14 protein-coding genes are annotated in these 14,502 nt (G+C 72.6%); 10 read left to right on the top strand and 4 right to left on the bottom strand.

What is annotated here, in order from left to right; all coding sequences use genetic code 11:
* The first annotated feature begins 371 nt into the window (after window positions 1-371).
* Window positions 372-1,643: a multidrug effflux MFS transporter gene (locus HPY23_RS29630; RefSeq protein WP_091884028.1), complete on the top strand. Its 1,272-nt coding sequence runs from the start codon at window positions 372-374 to the stop codon at window positions 1,641-1,643.
* A 57-nt stretch (window positions 1,644-1,700) separates the two neighbouring features.
* Window positions 1,701-2,231 (top strand): DoxX family membrane protein, encoded by a 531-nt coding sequence (locus tag HPY23_RS29625; RefSeq protein WP_091884025.1) that lies wholly within the window; start codon window positions 1,701-1,703, stop codon window positions 2,229-2,231.
* Window positions 2,232-2,307: 76 nt separating this feature from the next.
* Here HPY23_RS29625 and HPY23_RS29620 read toward each other — a convergent pair whose 3' ends face one another.
* The 3 genes from HPY23_RS29620 to HPY23_RS29610 all read right to left on the bottom strand — a co-directional run bounded on the left by HPY23_RS29620 (window position 2,308) and on the right by HPY23_RS29610 (window position 5,248).
* Complete coding sequence (locus tag HPY23_RS29620; protein ID WP_091884023.1) at window positions 2,308-3,471, bottom strand: PAS domain-containing protein; 1,164 nt, start codon at window positions 3,469-3,471, stop codon at window positions 2,308-2,310.
* Between the two features lie 492 nt (window positions 3,472-3,963).
* Entirely contained in the window at window positions 3,964-4,653 is a 690-nt protein-coding gene (locus HPY23_RS29615) for a LuxR C-terminal-related transcriptional regulator (RefSeq protein ID WP_091884020.1), read from the bottom strand.
* A gap of 157 nt (window positions 4,654-4,810) precedes the next feature.
* Entirely contained in the window at window positions 4,811-5,248 is a 438-nt protein-coding gene (locus HPY23_RS29610; RefSeq protein ID WP_139234906.1) for a hypothetical protein, read from the bottom strand.
* A gap of 63 nt (window positions 5,249-5,311) precedes the next feature.
* On the opposite strand from HPY23_RS29610, the gene HPY23_RS29605 reads away from it, so the two are divergent.
* The 3 genes from HPY23_RS29605 (at window position 5,312) to HPY23_RS29595 (ending at window position 8,185) form a co-directional block, all read left to right on the top strand.
* Entirely contained in the window at window positions 5,312-6,226 is a 915-nt protein-coding gene (locus HPY23_RS29605; RefSeq protein WP_060848037.1) for an alginate O-acetyltransferase AlgX-related protein, read from the top strand.
* Between the two features lie 117 nt (window positions 6,227-6,343).
* Window positions 6,344-7,726 (top strand): MATE family efflux transporter, encoded by a 1,383-nt coding sequence (locus HPY23_RS29600; protein ID WP_091884014.1) that lies wholly within the window; start codon window positions 6,344-6,346, stop codon window positions 7,724-7,726.
* Between the two features lie 3 nt (window positions 7,727-7,729).
* Window positions 7,730-8,185: a MaoC family dehydratase gene (locus tag HPY23_RS29595; RefSeq protein ID WP_060848035.1), complete on the top strand. Its 456-nt coding sequence runs from the start codon at window positions 7,730-7,732 to the stop codon at window positions 8,183-8,185.
* Between the two features lie 21 nt (window positions 8,186-8,206).
* On the opposite strand, the gene HPY23_RS29590 is transcribed toward HPY23_RS29595, so the two are convergent.
* Window positions 8,207-8,767 (bottom strand): sugar O-acetyltransferase, encoded by a 561-nt coding sequence (locus HPY23_RS29590; protein WP_091884012.1) that lies wholly within the window; start codon window positions 8,765-8,767, stop codon window positions 8,207-8,209.
* Window positions 8,768-8,874: 107 nt separating this feature from the next.
* On the opposite strand from HPY23_RS29590, the gene HPY23_RS29585 reads away from it, so the two are divergent.
* The 5 genes from HPY23_RS29585 to HPY23_RS29565 form a co-directional block, all read left to right on the top strand.
* Window positions 8,875-9,429, top strand: coding sequence for a TetR/AcrR family transcriptional regulator (locus tag HPY23_RS29585; RefSeq protein WP_091884009.1), 555 nt, complete (start codon window positions 8,875-8,877; stop codon window positions 9,427-9,429).
* Window positions 9,430-9,492: 63 nt separating this feature from the next.
* Entirely contained in the window at window positions 9,493-11,352 is a 1,860-nt protein-coding gene (htpG, locus tag HPY23_RS29580) for a molecular chaperone HtpG (RefSeq protein WP_091884007.1), read from the top strand.
* Window positions 11,353-11,575: 223 nt separating this feature from the next.
* Entirely contained in the window at window positions 11,576-12,313 is a 738-nt protein-coding gene (locus HPY23_RS29575) for a Crp/Fnr family transcriptional regulator (protein ID WP_060848031.1), read from the top strand.
* Window positions 12,314-12,544: 231 nt separating this feature from the next.
* Window positions 12,545-13,042 (top strand): MarR family winged helix-turn-helix transcriptional regulator, encoded by a 498-nt coding sequence (locus HPY23_RS29570; protein ID WP_091884004.1) that lies wholly within the window; start codon window positions 12,545-12,547, stop codon window positions 13,040-13,042.
* Window positions 13,043-13,072: 30 nt separating this feature from the next.
* Window positions 13,073-14,502 (top strand): FAD-dependent monooxygenase (locus HPY23_RS29565; protein ID WP_200649715.1); only part of this gene is annotated, 1,430 nt, incomplete at its 3' end.

Here is a 14,502-nt window from a genome sequence, read left to right as displayed (position 1 = left end):
TACCGGCGTCCCGGCACCGGCCGATACCCTGGGGCAGAACCGCTACGCGACTGTTAATATGGTGCGTCGAACCTCCCGGATGGCGGCTGCCGGCAGGATGACCGATGCGGCACGTGCGGCCGTCGGCCCGGCGGGCAGGGTCGATCGGGCCGCAGGCTGCCACGCCGCCCCGGCGCCTCGCGGCCCCGTCGCATCGCAGCCATGACGCCGCCTCCCTTGCTGGCGGCACGGGCCTTCGCCAAGACGGACCTGCAAGAACGGACACCGTTCGACAAGGACCCCGTTCGGAACGATCCCGGTCCCGTGCCGCCCGCTCCGCGCGGCCCGCCGGGTCGTGTCCTCCCTCCACGGGCCGGCCCCTCAGGATGACCATGGCGAGCAGCGCGAGCGGCGAGGTGACCTCCGTCGAGACCACCCGGACCGAGCCGGGCTGGGCCGGGCCCGGCTTCGTCGAGTTCGTGGCCCTGATGGCCCTGATGATGGGCCTGACCGCGATCACGATCGACAGCTTCCTGCCGGCCTTCCCGGCGATCCAGGGCGACTTCGCGGTCCAGGACCCGAACCGGCTCCAGCTTCTGGTCTATGTCTACATGCTGGGCTTCGGCATCGCCCAGCTGTTCTATGGTCCGGTCTCGGACGGGACCGGGAGACGGCCGGCGCTGATCGCCGGCATCGGGATCTACCTCGCCGGGACCGTGCTCGCCATGCTGGCGCCGAGCTTCGAGGTGCTGCTCCTCGCCCGCGCCATCCAGGGCATCGGCGGGGCCGCCGGCCGGGTTCTGGCGGTGGCGATCGTGCGCGACCGCTACGAGGGCCGCGACATGGCCCGGGTGATGTCGTTCTGCATGATGGTCTTCCTCATCGTGCCGATCCTCGCTCCCTCGATGGGGGGTGCCATCCTGCTGTTCGGCAGCTGGCGGCTGATCTTCGGCGCCATGCTGGCGCTGGCCCTCGTCACCCTGGCCTGGTTCGGCACCCGCCTGCCCGAGACGCTGCACCCGGCCTTCCGCCGGCCGGTCTCGGCCCGGGCGATCGGGTCGGGCATCGCCGTCACGGTCGGCACCCGAACCTCGCTCGGCTACGCCACGGCGCTCGGGCTCACCACCGGCTGCATCATGGGCTATGTCGGCTCGGCGCAGGCGATCTTCGACACCGGCCTCTACCACCTAGGCGCCCTGTTTCCGGTCGCCTTCGCGCTCATCGCCGGGGCGATGGGCGTCGCCACCCTGATCAACGCCCGTCTCGTGCGCCGCCTCGGCATGCGGCGGCTGGCGCATATGGGCACGGTCGGGCTGTTCGCGGTCGCCTGCCTGCAGCTCGTCCTGATGCTGGCCTTCGGGGGCACGCCGCCGGTCTGGCTGCTGATCGCCACCCTGTCGGCCTGCCAGTTCCTGATGAGCTTCGCGATGCCGAACTTCAACGCCCTGGCGATGGAGCCGCTGGCGGCCATCGCCGGCACCGCCTCCTCGTTCATCGGCTTCTACACCACGCTGCTCGCCGCCTTCTGCGGCCTCCTCGTCGGCCAGTCCTTCGACGGTACCGTGACGCCGCTCGCGGTCGGCTACTGCGCGCTCAGCGGGCTCGCCCTCGCAACGGTGCTGTGGACCGAGCGCGGCCGGCTGTTCGGCGCGGGCGCCCGGTAGAGCCGCCTTAACCCCTCGGGCGCCACCGTCCGGCCATCACGACGGGAGTGTCTCGGGATGGCTGCGCGCAACGACGGAATCCTGCTCGCCGGGCGGCTGCTCCTGGCCTCGGCGCTGCTGCCGGCGGCGATCGGGCGGGCGCTCAACCCCTCGGGCTTCGCCCTGACGCTCGCGGCCACCGGCATGCCCTACCCGAACGCCGTCGCGACCGTGTCGGTGGTGATCGGGCTGTTCGGGCCGCTGCTCCTGCTGCTCGGGGTGCTGCCGCGCCTCGTCGGCCTCGGGCTCGCCGTCCACGCGGTGGTGGCGGGGCTGCTGCTGCACCGGTTCTGGGACTTTTCCGGCGCGGGCGCGCGGGTCGAGCAGGAGCTGTTCCTCGCCCAGCTCGGCCTCGCCGCCGGCTTCGTGCTCTACGCCGTCACCGGCCCCGGCGGCTGGAGCTGGCAGGGCTGGTGGCACGGGGGCGGCGAGCGTCCGGCCGAGCGCGCACCCGTTCGCGCTCCGGCGCCTGCCGCCCCGGCCGCCAAGCCGCCGCGCAAGCGCGCCGCCGCGCCCCGGGGCCCGCGCCCGGCCAAGGCTGCCGCATAGAATGGCTGCCGCATAGGATAGCTGCAGCTCAGGGAAGAGGCTCCACGATCGGGCGGGGGAGGACGCCCCCGGGGCATCAGGCCATCAGGCGTTGGCGCTCGATCACGACCGGGTCGGGATAGCGCCGGGTCACGTCGCAGGCCACGCCGATGAGCCGGGCGCCCCCGCCGGGCGTCCGCACCAGGCTGCCGCGGGCGGACAGCCAGCGCAGGCGTCCCTCGTGGTCGGTGATGCGGTACTGCGCGTCGTAAGTTCCCTCGCCGCGCAAAGCCGGCTCCAGGCTGGCGAGAACGACCGGCAGGTCCTCAGGCAGGATCATCGCCAGGAACTCGTCGAGCGGGCCCCGGGTCACGCCCATCAGGCTCTCGCCGATCTCCGAGCAGCTGACCTCCCGGGTCGCCGCGTCGATGTCCCAGGTCATCATCTCGGCCGCCGACATGGCGAGGCGCAGCCGCTCCTCGCTGGTGCGCAGGGCCTCCTGCGCGCGAACCTGCTCGTCGATGTCGGCCATGGTGCCGACCCATTCGCGGATCGCGCCGTCGGCGCTCTCGATCGGGATCGCCCGGCCGAGCATCCAGCGATACTGCCCGTCGCGGTGGCGCACCCGGTATGTCGCGTCGAGCGGCGTGCCGCTCTGGCAGCAGGCCCGCCACACGACCTCGGTGCCGCCGCGGTCATGCGGGTGCAGGACGTCGAGCCAGCCGAACCCCTGGAGCTCGGCATCGCCCAGGCCGGTCCGGGCGCTCAGGCCGAAGGTCTGGACCAGCCCGCCATCCGGCCCGGTGCGCCACTCCACCGCGGCGCTCGCCTCGACCAGGGCACGGTAGCGCTGCTCGCTCTCACGCACGCCGTCGGGCTCGTCCTCGGCCCGCACCGCCGCAGCGCCGGGCGGCGGCGGGGCGACGTGGCGGAAGCTCGGCTCGTAGCGGCCCAGCGGCAGGTCGATGCGCACGCCGATCGGGCAGGTCGGGTCGGCATAGATCTGCTGCAGCACCTGGCGCAGGCGCCGCGCCTCGACCCGCACGATGGCGTCCGTCGCCGGATCGAAGCTGGTCGAGCGGCCGAGCGCGTCGGTCGCGATGGTGTAGGACTTGAGCAGGCTGCCGCGGCCGGCCAGGCTCTCGCGCACGACGTAGGACAGGAACGCCGAGAGCTGCGGCGATTTCTTCAATGGCGGCAGGTTCAGCAGGGCGTCCAGGGCAGCGTGGATGTTCTCGCTTCCGATCGCTTCCCGATCCATGTCCGTTCCCGTCGCCTTCCGCCCCGCCCGTCGCAAGCGGCCGCGCTGGTCACGCGCCGCGATTCGTCTCGCCGCGCTCCTGTGTTCGACCGATGATGCGACGCCGTGCATCGTCCGCCTCGTACCACCGCAAGGTGATACGTCAGACGGTCACAGTGTCAAGCGACCAGCGCAGGCGTTCGATTGACCATGCGTCATAACGGGCAAATCGACCCGCGACCTTCGTCTAAGAGCGATAGACCATCGGCCTGAAATTCTCCGACGATGGACGAAACCGAGGAAGGCGAAGCAGGATCGAGTGCACCGGTCAATTCCGACTGGATTGCCGAAACGGCGTGCCAAGCAGTGAGCCGGCACCGGATCGACGCAGTGCTTGCCGCAATCAGGCACTTGCCGAATTATCCCGTCGACGGGATCGCGATTCCGGCGCGAATGCCTGCCGCCGGGCCGGTCCCGACTGGGACGAGGGTGTTCGAAGGCCGCCGGCTGGCGTCATTCCGCCAGCAGCCGGGCTCCGACCACCGCCGCCGCGGCCCGGTTCTGGACACCGAGGCTGCGCAGCAGCGCCGCCATGTGGACCTTGACGGTCCCCTCGCCGAGCTGGAGCCGCCGGGCGATCTCCTTGTTCGAGCGTCCCTCGACCAGCAGCGCCAGGACGTCGCGCTGGCGCGGCGTCAGGTCGGGAATGCGCAGCGGGCGCCCATCGCCGCGGCCGTCCGGGCCGGGGACCCGCGCTTCGAAGGACGGGCGCGGGCCCGCGCCGTCGAGCACCGCCAGGGATGCCGGCACGAAGATGTGCCCGTCGAGGATCATGCCGACCGCTCGGGTCAGCTCGGCCGAGCCGATCCCCTTCGGCACGTAGCCGTGGACGCCGACCTCGAGGGCGGTGAGGATCTTGTTGCGCTCGGTCGAGGCCGAGACGACCGCCACCTTCACCGCCGGGAAGCATTCCCGCACCGCGCTCAGGCTGCCGGGGCCTTCCATGCCGGGCATCGCGAGGTCGAACAGCGCCAGGGTCACGGCCCCGCGCCGGGTCGAGAGCTGGTCGACGGCCGCATCGAGGGAGCCGGTCTCGATCACCTCGGTGAACCCGAAGTTGCGCGTCAGGATCGCCACCACGGCGAGGCGGAAGAAATCGTCGTCATCCGCGATCAGGGCGACTGGCGGCGTCGGTTGGGTCATACCGTGGCGTCTCTGGATACGGTCCGTGCCGGATCCTAGAGCATGTCGGGGCCGCGTGGGTACCCTCCCGTTGGGGAATGACCGGCAATATCAACGACCTATCCCGGGCGCGGCGTCGTTTGGCGTACCGTGTGGCGCCCCTGCGCCGTCGCCACCGTCAAGTTTTGAACGCACCGGTACCCTGCGGCGCCTCACCGCATGACAACGTTTTCACGGAGGTCGACTCGCCCGGCCGGCGAATCATCGTCGCCGCATCGGGCACGTACGGACGATGCGGCGCGAGGACCGGCGCCGGGAAGCCGACGATCGGGGCAGGGCGGGGGAGGGCGATTCCCACGATCGTGATCCTCGCATCCTCCGCGACGGCGGCATGCACCCGCCTCCTCGGCTGCATGGTGCCCGGGACCGGGCGGCTCGACCCGGTCCGCCGGGCCGTCGGGGCGGTGATGCCGGAGCGCGGGATGGCGTGGCTGTGCGGGGCTCGGCCGAGGTCGCCGCCGACCGGGATGCCGACCCCGCCCGGCGAGCGGGCGGACCGGACCGCTGCGCCGGTCACCTTTATTTTTCCATCCTGCGGTATCAGATCGCCCGGCAACTGATCGCTCAGGCGGGGCCGCGCCCCGCCCGTGCCGCGGCGGGACCGCGGGCAGGGAACCGGATGTATCACGCGGGCAAGGACGGCTGGCTGTTCCTCACCGGGGGCACCAACGAGGTCGCGGACCAGTACCGCCGCGTGCGCCCGATGGAGCGGGTCCTGCGCCAGTGGCGCCGGCGGATCGTGCAGCGCGTGCAGCGCTGCCGCGGCCTCGGCACCCGCTACCTGCACCTCGTGGTGCCGGAGAAGCTCAGCGTCTACGAGGACCGCTTCGACGGGCTGACCCTCGATCCGCGCCTCGCCCCGGCCCGCCGCCTCGGCGACCTGATGCGCTGGTCGTTGACCGGGCGCCGGGCCTGGATCGAGCTCCTGGAGCCGATGCGGGCGCGGCGGAACGAGCGCGACCTGCACTACCGCACCGACACGCACTGGAACATCCACGGCTGCCTGCTCGCCTACCGGCTGGTCTGCCGGGCCTGCGGCGCGACGCCCCGCACCGACTTCCTCGACCGGCCGCACCAGCGCTTCGAGGCGGTGCTCGACATCGGCAACAAGCTCGAGGCCCAGCCCCTCGAGACCGTGCACAACTACCAGCTCTTCCGGGACGCCGTGCGGGTCTCGGGCGGCACCCTCATCGACGCCTACACGGCCGCCGGGCGCCTGGGAGAGCTCCATACCGGGGCGCACGCGGTCTACCGCAACGCCTCGCCGGAGGCCGACCCCCGCACCCTGGTGCTGTTCGGCGATTCCTGCGCCAACTTCTCCGGCAACGGCCTGACCGCGATGCTGGCCGAGACCTTTCGCGAGGTCCACTTCATCTGGTCGGCCAATCTCGACTGGGCCTATATCGAGCGGATCCTGCCCGACCTCGTGCTGTGCGAGCAGGTCGAGCGCTTCCTGCCCCGCGTCCCCGACGACGACCTCGACCTGGCGGCCGTCGAGGCCGAGCGGCTGGAGGCTCTGGAGAAGGCCGCCTGACGCGCAGGCCCCGCGAAGGGGATTGCCGCGTCGCGCGACCCGCTTGACGAAAAACCGGCATATGCCACTAAATCGCCGGCGCCGGGATCGCCGGTTCCAGCCGAGGAGCGCCGCCCGATGGATGCGCGCACCCACCGCCTTCTCCACGCCCCGATCGGGCCGACGCTCCTGCGGCTCGCCGCGCCCAACGTCGTCGTGATGCTGGTCCAGGCGCTCGTCGGTCTGATCGAGACCGCCTTCGTCGCCGGGCTCGGCACCGACGCGCTGGCCGGCATGGCGCTGGTCTTCCCCGTGCTGATGCTCGTGCAGATGATCTCCGCCGGCGCCATGGGAGGCGGCATCCTGTCGGCGGTGGCGCGCAGCCTCGGGGCCGGGCGGCGGGCGCAGGCCGACGCGCTGCCGTGGTACGCCGCCGCCATCGGGCTGGGTCTCGGCTTCCTCACCACGCTCCTCGCCCTCGGCTTCGGCCCGGCGCTCTACCGGGTCATGGGCGGGGAGGGCGCCTCGCTGGCGGCGGCCTCCGCCTACGGCGGCGTGGTATTTTCCGGCGCGGTGCTGGTCTGGCTGTTCAACGGACTGGCGGCCGTGATCCGCGGTACCGGCAACATGGCGCTCCCGGCGATCGTGACCAGCGTCGGCGCCGCCGTGCTGGTGCCGCTCTCGCCGGCGCTGATCTACGGCGTCGGGCCGGTCCCGGGCCTCGGTATCGTCGGGGGCGGCGTCGCGGTGCTGGCCTACTACGCGGCGGGCGCGGTCGTGTTCGCCCACCACCTCTGGGCCGGGCGCGGCCTGCTGCGGCCCGCCTCGCGCCCGCCGCGCCTCGAATGGGCGCCGCTGCGCGACATCCTGCGGATCGGCGCCGTCTCGTCGATCGTCAGCGCCACCACCAACGCGACAATCGCCGCCGCCACCGCCTTCGCGGGGGCCGCCGGCCCCGCCGCGGTCGCGGGCTACGGCACCGGCGCGCGGCTCGAGTACCTGCTGGTGCCCCTGGTCTTCGGCCTCGGCGCGCCGATCGGCGCCATGGTCGGCACCTGCATCGGGGCCGGCGACCGGGCCCGGGCGCTTCGGGTCGCCTGGACCGGGGCCGCCATCGCGGGGGCGCTGACCGAGGCGATCGGCCTTGCCGCCGCGCTGTGGCCGCTGCCGTTCCTGCGCCTGTTCGGCCACGACCCGCAGATGCTCGCGGTCGGCGCCCGCTACCTCCACCTCGTCGGGCCGTTCTACGGCTTCGCCGGCATCGGGCTGGCGCTCTATTTCGCCTCGCAGGGCGCCGGCCGGGTCGGCTGGCCCCTCGTCGCCGGGCTTGCCCGCATGGCGGTGTCGATCGGCGGCGGCCTCCTCGCCCTGCGCCTCGGGCTGTCGCTCGACGGGGTCTTCCTGGCGCTCGGCCTCGGGCTCGCGGCGCTCGGGTCGATCAATGCCGGCGCGGTCGCGACCGGCGCGTGGTTTCGCGGCGAGCGGGCGTCGCCCGCCCTCGTCGCGGCGGGAGGGAAATAGGCGATGGCACGAGAACTCTACCTCGACGATCTGGCGGCGGGCCAGGTCTACCGCTCCGGCGAGACGACCGTGAGCGAGGCTGAGATCGTCCGCTTCGCCGGCGAGTTCGACCCGCAGCCCTTCCACCTCGACGCCGAGGCGGCGCGCGCGACGTTCTTCGGCGGCCTCGCGGCGAGCGGCTGGCACACCGCGGCCCTCACCATGCGGCTTCTCGTCGACAGCGAGATGCGGATCGCCGGGGGCATCATCGGGGCGGGCATGGACGAGGTGCGCTGGCCCAAGCCCCTGCGCCCCGGCGACACGATCCGGCTGGAGAGCGAGGTGCTGGAGGTGCGGCCCTCGCGCTCGCGCCCGAGCCAGGGCCTCGCCAAGGTGCGCACCACCACCCTCAACCAGCACGGCGAGGCGGTGCAGGTGCTGGTCGCCAACCTCCTGGTGGTGCGCCGGCCGGAGGGGTGACGCCGCCTCGCCGGTGGGCGCCTATCCGGGGACCCGCAACCGCGCGGGATTGCCCACGACGGTCCCGCCCGCCGGCACGTCGCGGGTCACCACGCTGCCCGCCCCGACGATCGCGTCGTCACCGATGGTGACGCCGGGCAGGATCTGGGCGCCGCCGCCGATCCAGACATTCGCCCCGATCGCGATCGGCCGACCGAACTCCAGCATCTGCCGGCGCTGGGCCGGATCGCGCGGGTGGTCGGCGGTCATGATCTGCACGCCCGGCCCGATCTGGGTCATGTCGCCGATCGTCACCTGCACGACGTCGAGGATGCAGCAATTGAAGTTGAGGAACACGCCGCGGCCGAGGCTGATGTTGTAGCCGTAGTCGCAGAAGAACGGCGGGCGGATGTTGCAGCCCTCGCCGACCCGGGCGAAGGCCTCGGCGAGGAGGGCCTGGCGCTCCGGCTGGGTCAGGGTGCTGCGGGCGTTGTAGCGGTCCATCCAGGCCGAGATGCGCCGGTTGTCGGCGTCGAGCTCCGGGTCGTCGGCGACGTAGAGCGCGCCGGAGAGCATCTTCTGCTTCTGGCTCGTCGGGGTCATGCAATCCTCGCTGTCGGTTGGCGTCGGGCCGCGATGCGTACATATGTACACATAGCCGCCGGAAGCCAACCCGCCCCGGCCCTCGACACGCCCCGCGAGACCTCCGCTTGCCCGCCGCCCCGCGCCGTCACGATCCCGACCGCCGCGCCCGCCTGATCCGGGTCACCCTCGACGTGATCGCCGCGCACGGCGTCGCCGGCACCACGCACCGGCGCATCGCCGCGGCGGCGGACGTGCCGCTCGGCTCGCTGACCTACCATTTCGCCGGCCTCGACGACCTCCTGACCGAGGCCTTCACGCTGCTCGCCGACACGGTCTCGGCCCGCTTCGAAGCGCGGCTCGACGCGGCGACGAGCCGAGCCGAGGCCTGCGAGGCGGTGGTCGAACTCGTGGTCGCGGAGGACTGGGCGACGCCCCGCACGATGCTCCTGAGCTACGAGCTCTACGCCTACGCCGCCCGCGTGCCGGCCCTGGCCGGGGTGATGCGCGCCTGGATGGGCAAGAGCCGGGCGGCGTTGGAGCGCCACTTCTCGCCCGAGGAAGCGCGGGCCCTCGACGCGATGATCGAGGGGCTGACGATCCACCGCTCGGTCGACCCCCGGCCGGCCGGCCGCGACGAGGTGCGGGCGATCGTCGCCCGGCTCGCCGCCCCGCTTCCTTGAAAAGCCCGCCGCCGGCCCGCATATCCGCCCGCGACGAATTGTTCCCATGCGGAGAACCGAGACGTGAGCGAGACTGTGGAGCGGCACTCCTTCGGCGCCGAGGTCGGGCGCCTCCTGGACCTCGTGGTCCACGCCCTCTACTCCGAGCGCGAGATCTTCCTGCGCGAGCTGGTCGCCAACGCCGCAGACGCGGTCGACCGGCGCCGGTTCGGGGCGCTGACGGATTCCGCCCTGGCGCTGCCGGCCGACGCCAAGGTGCGGATCAACCCCGACAAGGCGGCCCGCACCCTGACCCTGTCCGATCCCGGCATCGGCATGACGAAGGACGAGCTGGCGCAGAATCTCGGCACCATCGCGCGCTCCGGCACCCGGGCCTTCAGCCAGTCGCTGGCCGACGCCAAGCCGGAGGAGCGCCCGAGCCTGATCGGCCAGTTCGGCGTCGGATTCTACTCCGCCTTCATGGTCGCCGACCGGGTCGAGGTCACCTCGCGCAAGGCCGGATCCGACGAGGCCTGGACCTGGGCCTCGGAAGGGCAGGGCGAGTACACGCTGGCGCCCGCGACCCGGACCGAGCCCGGCACCGACATCGTCCTGCACATGAAGGCCGATGCCGAGGAGTACCTCGAGGGCATCCGGCTGGAGACCATCCTGCGCAAGTGGGCCGACCACATCACCGTGCCGGTGACGCTGGTGCGCGACGGCGAGGAGGTCGCCGGGACCAAGGGCACGGCGCTCTGGCGCAAGCCGAAGTCCGAGGTGAGCGAGGAGGAGTACACCGAGTTCTACCGCCAGGTGGCGCACGCCTTCGACAAGCCGTGGGCGACCCTGCACTGGCGGGCGGAAGGCCAGCTCGAGTTCAACGCGCTGCTGTTCGTGCCGGGCATGAAGCCCTTCATGGCGATCGAGGAGCAGCGCGAGAGCAAGGTGCGCCTGCACGTGCGCCGGATGTTCATCACCGACGAGGCCGGGCTGCTGCCGTCCTGGCTGCGCTTCGTCCAGGGCGTGGTCGATACCGAGGACCTGCCGCTCAACGTCTCGCGCGAGATGCTGCAGGCGACCCCCGTGCTCGCCCGCATCCGCCGGGCGGTGACCGCCAAGGTCGTATCCGAGCTGAAGAGCCGGTCGAGGGACGCGGAGTCCTACGCCACCTTCTGGCAGGCCTTCGGGCCGGTGCTGAAGGAGGGGCTGTGGGAGGATGCCGAGCACCGCCAGGACATCGCCGGCCTGCTGCGCTTCCGCTCCTCGACCACCGAGGGCTGGGTCTCGCTCGCCGACTACGTGGGGCGGATGAAGCCGAACCAGGAGGCGATCTACATCCTGGTCGGCGACGACGTCGACGCGCTGAAGCGCTCGGCCCAGATCGAGGGGTTCTCCGCCCGCGGCATCGAGGTGCTGCTGCTCTCCGACCACGTCGACGCGTTCTGGCCCGAGCGCTACGACAGCCACGACGGCAAGCCGATCCGCAGCATCACGCAGGGCAGCGACGACCTCTCGGCCTTCGAGCCCGAGGTCGCGGAGGGCGACGCCCCGGCCGACCTCGCCGACCTGCTGCCGAAGCTGAAGGAGGCGCTGAAGGACGACGTCTCCGACGTGAAGGCGAGCCAGCGCCTCGTCGACAGCGCGGTGCTGCTCTCCGCCCCGGCCTTCGGGCCCGACCTGCAGATGCAGCGCCTGCTGCGCCGGGCCGGCCGCGGCGCCGGCATGGGAGCCGGCATGGGAGCCGGGATGGGCGGCCAGCCGGTGCTGGAGTTGAACCCGCGCCACCCGCTGATCCGGCGCATCGCCGAGCGGGCGGCGGCCGGGGAGGATGTCGGCGAGGCGGCCCAGACCCTCGTCGACCTCGCCCACGTCCAGGGCGGCGACCCGCCGCGCGATCCCGTCGCCTTCGCCCGCCGGGTGGCGAGCGCGCTCGCGCAGGGCTGAGTCCGCCGGGGCGACGCCGGACGCGCGGGCCTCCCGCGCGTCCGGCCCGTTTCCGGAAGGACCGGAAGGCGTCGCCGTCCCCGGAGGGCCCGCCGGCACGGCGGCAGGTACCCGGGCCGGGACGTGCCACCTCCCGCTTTACTGTCGCGCCACCGGCGCTAATTTCCGCTCCGTCATGACGGCAGCCCGCGCTGGCGAACCGCGGGTGGAGGGCCCGGAGACGATGAACCCGCTGATCCGCAAGCTCGAACGGTTCACCCGCCTGAGCGATGCCGACAAGCGCCTGCTGCAGCAGGCCGCCTCGGCGCGGATCGTCAACTACGACACCCACCAGGACATCATCGCCGAGGGCGAGGAGCCCTGCGACGTCAACCTGATCCTCGCCGGCTGGGTCTGCCGCTACAAGCAGCTCGCCGACGGCAGCCGCCAGATCATGTCGTTCCTGCTGCCGGGCGACCTGTGCGACCTGAACATCTTCCTGCTGAGCCGGATGGACCACGCGCTCGGCACCCTGACCCCGGTGACGGTCGCCAAGATCTCCCGCGACCTGCTCGACCGGATGCTGAACGCCGACCCGCGCCTGACCCGGGCCCTGTGGTGGGAGGTGCTGGTCACGGCGGCGATCCACCGGGAATGGCTCGTCAACATCGGCCGGCGCAGCGCCCTCGAACGGGTGGCGCACCTGCTGTGCGAGATCTTCGTCCGCCAGCAGGCCGTGGGCCGGGTGAAGGACGACCGCTGCGAGCTGCCCGTCACCCAGGCGGAACTCGCCGATGCGCTCGGCCTCTCGGCGGTCCACGTCAACCGCACCCTGCGCGAGCTGCGCCAGTCCGGGCTGATCGACTGGCGCGACAAGTCCCTCGTCCTCCCGGACCTCGACGCCCTCACGGCGCTCGCCCGGTTCGACCCGGACTACCTGCACCTCGACCACGAGGGCGAGCGGTTCGAGGCCGGCGCCTGACCGGCGGCCGCGCGGGGCCGCCGGCACGGCGGCCTGATCCCTGAAACTCTCCCTGCATCCAGCCATCCGCGCCCGACCGGATCGGCGCGCCCTCCCTCGTCGCGCGGCACGCCCGGGACGATACTCGCGACCCGCCGCTCCCGCGCGAGCGGGAACCGAGCGCCCGCTCCGTCCGTTCTTCGACTGAAATGACAGCACGCTGTCATATCGACAGCCTATAGCGAAGATGCCGTGCCCGAGCAGACGTCTCCTTCCGCATCACCGCCTGGGACCGACCCGGACGGCGGCCGTCCCGCCCTCACCGAGCTGGTCCTGGCGGTGTTCCGCCTCAACGGCGACCTGCTCGCCGCGGGCGACGCGCTCGTCCACGACCTCGGCCTGACCAGCGCCCGCTGGCAGGTGCTGGGCGCGGTCGCGCTCTCGCCGGTCCCGCTGCCGGTGGCACACATCGCCCGCAACATGGGCCTGACCCGCCAGGCGGTGCAGCGCGTCGTCGACGACCTCCATGCGGCCGGATTCCTGCGGGTCGAGCCGAACCCGCACCACCGGCGCGCCCACCTGATCGCCCTGACCGAGACCGGCGAGAGCGCCTACCGCGAGGCCATCGCCCGCAAGGACGTCTGGTTCGACGACCTGTGCGCCGGCCTGCCCCCCGACGGCATCGCCGCCGCCGCAAGCCTGCTGCGCGAGATCCAGCGCCGGATCGGCGCGGCCGCGCAGGACGACTGATCCCTTCCCCGAATCCGATACGAGGTTGCCATGTCCCCGACGTCCTCTCCCGCCTTCGACGCCGAGGTCATCGTCGTCGGCGCCGGTCCGATCGGACTGACCACGGCCTGCGCCCTGCGCCACCACGAGATCGACTGCCTGGTCCTGGAGGAGCGGACCGAGGTGCGGGCCTATTCCCGCGCCAACAACCTCTGGGCGCGGCCGCAGGAGCTCCTGGCCGGGATCGGCGTGCGCGACGCCCTGGCGGAGCGGGCCTACCCGATCCGGCTCGTCAACTTCTTCCTGAACGGCACGCCGACGACCCCGATTGCCATCGACGACGTCGCCAGCCCCTATCCGCGGGTGCTCTACAGCGGCCAGGACGTGATCGAGACCACGCTGATCGCGACGCTCGGGGAGCGCGGCGGCCGGCTGGCGCGCGGGCGCAAGGTCGTGGCGGCGGCGCAGGACGCGGACGGCGTGACCGTCACGGTGCGGCACGACGGGGCCGAGGAGCGGCTGCGCGCCCGCTACCTCGTCGCCGCCGACGGCGCGAAGAGCACGCTGCGCCCGCTCCTCGGCTTCGACTTCGAGCCCGAGCGGTTCGAGGGCTGCATGAACCGGCAGGTCGACGCGAAACTGTCCTGGCGGCGCTCGCGGGAGCCCGACCAGCTGTGGTTCTTCTACTACGAGCACGGCTTCTGCGGCGTGATGCCGGTCTGGGGCGGCTACCATCGCCTGTTCTTCCTGGCCGACGACACCGGCGTGCCCGACCGCGACCCGACGCTCGACGAGATGCAGGCGGTGGCGCGCGAGGTCACGGGCGACGAGACCCTGACCCTGACCGATCCGCAATGGCTGACCCACAGCCGCTTCCAGTACGGCGTGTCGCCGGCCTATGCCCGGGGCCGGGTCCTGCTCGCGGGCGATGCCGGCCACCTGTCGCTGCCGATCGGCGGGCAGGGCATGAATGCCGGCCTGCACGACGCGGTCGAGGTCGCCTGGCGGCTCGCCATGACCCTGCGGGGCGAGGCCGCGCCTGTCGTGCTCGAGTCCTACGACGCCGAGCGCGGAGCCGAGCACGCCCGGCTGAGCGCGCAGCAGGCGAAGGGCTTTCGCCGCACCGTCTATCGCGGGCCGGTCGCCGATGCGGCGCTCGGGCTCGCCGCCAAGGCGATTCCCGGCATCGGGGCGCTGCTCCAGGGCACCGACGACCTCCAGCAGCTCTCCGTGCGCTACCCGGAGAGCCCGCTGAACGAGGACCATCTCTCGGGCCTCGCCCACCTGTTCCGGCGCGGGCCCGGGCCCGGCGAGCGCGCGCCCGACGCGGAGGTCGTGCGGGACGGCGAGACGACCTCGCTGTTTCGCTTCCTCGCCAACCCGGACGGGCGGACGACCGGCTGGGCGCTGCTCTGCTTCGACGGCCGCGATCGGGGCGCGGGCGACGCGCTGCGCGCCGCCGCCGCGGCGGTGGCGCCCTG

Origin of the sequence: Methylobacterium ajmalii (assembly GCF_016613415.1) — a bacterium.
GTDB classification, from domain to species: domain Bacteria; phylum Pseudomonadota; class Alphaproteobacteria; order Rhizobiales; family Beijerinckiaceae; genus Methylobacterium; species Methylobacterium ajmalii.
The sequence above is the reverse complement of the archived record's forward strand: the minus strand, read 5'-3'. Positions and strand labels throughout refer to the sequence as shown.

What these genes read in the sequence shown, in the direction of transcription:
- HPY23_RS29630 (WP_091884028.1), top strand. Translation starts at nt 372, where the DNA reads ATGGCGAGCAGCGCGAGCGGCGAGGTGACCTCCGTCGAGACCACCCGG.
- HPY23_RS29625 (WP_091884025.1), top strand. Translation starts at nt 1,701, where the DNA reads ATGGCTGCGCGCAACGACGGAATCCTGCTCGCCGGGCGGCTGCTCCTG.
- HPY23_RS29620 (WP_091884023.1), bottom strand. Translation starts at nt 3,471, where the DNA reads ATGGATCGGGAAGCGATCGGAAGCGAGAACATCCACGCTGCCCTGGAC.
- HPY23_RS29615 (WP_091884020.1), bottom strand. Translation starts at nt 4,653, where the DNA reads ATGACCCAACCGACGCCGCCAGTCGCCCTGATCGCGGATGACGACGAT.
- HPY23_RS29605 (WP_060848037.1), top strand. Translation starts at nt 5,312, where the DNA reads ATGTATCACGCGGGCAAGGACGGCTGGCTGTTCCTCACCGGGGGCACC.
- HPY23_RS29600 (WP_091884014.1), top strand. Translation starts at nt 6,344, where the DNA reads ATGGATGCGCGCACCCACCGCCTTCTCCACGCCCCGATCGGGCCGACG.
- HPY23_RS29595 (WP_060848035.1), top strand. Translation starts at nt 7,730, where the DNA reads ATGGCACGAGAACTCTACCTCGACGATCTGGCGGCGGGCCAGGTCTAC.
- HPY23_RS29590 (WP_091884012.1), bottom strand. Translation starts at nt 8,767, where the DNA reads ATGACCCCGACGAGCCAGAAGCAGAAGATGCTCTCCGGCGCGCTCTAC.
- HPY23_RS29575 (WP_060848031.1), top strand. Translation starts at nt 11,576, where the DNA reads ATGAACCCGCTGATCCGCAAGCTCGAACGGTTCACCCGCCTGAGCGAT.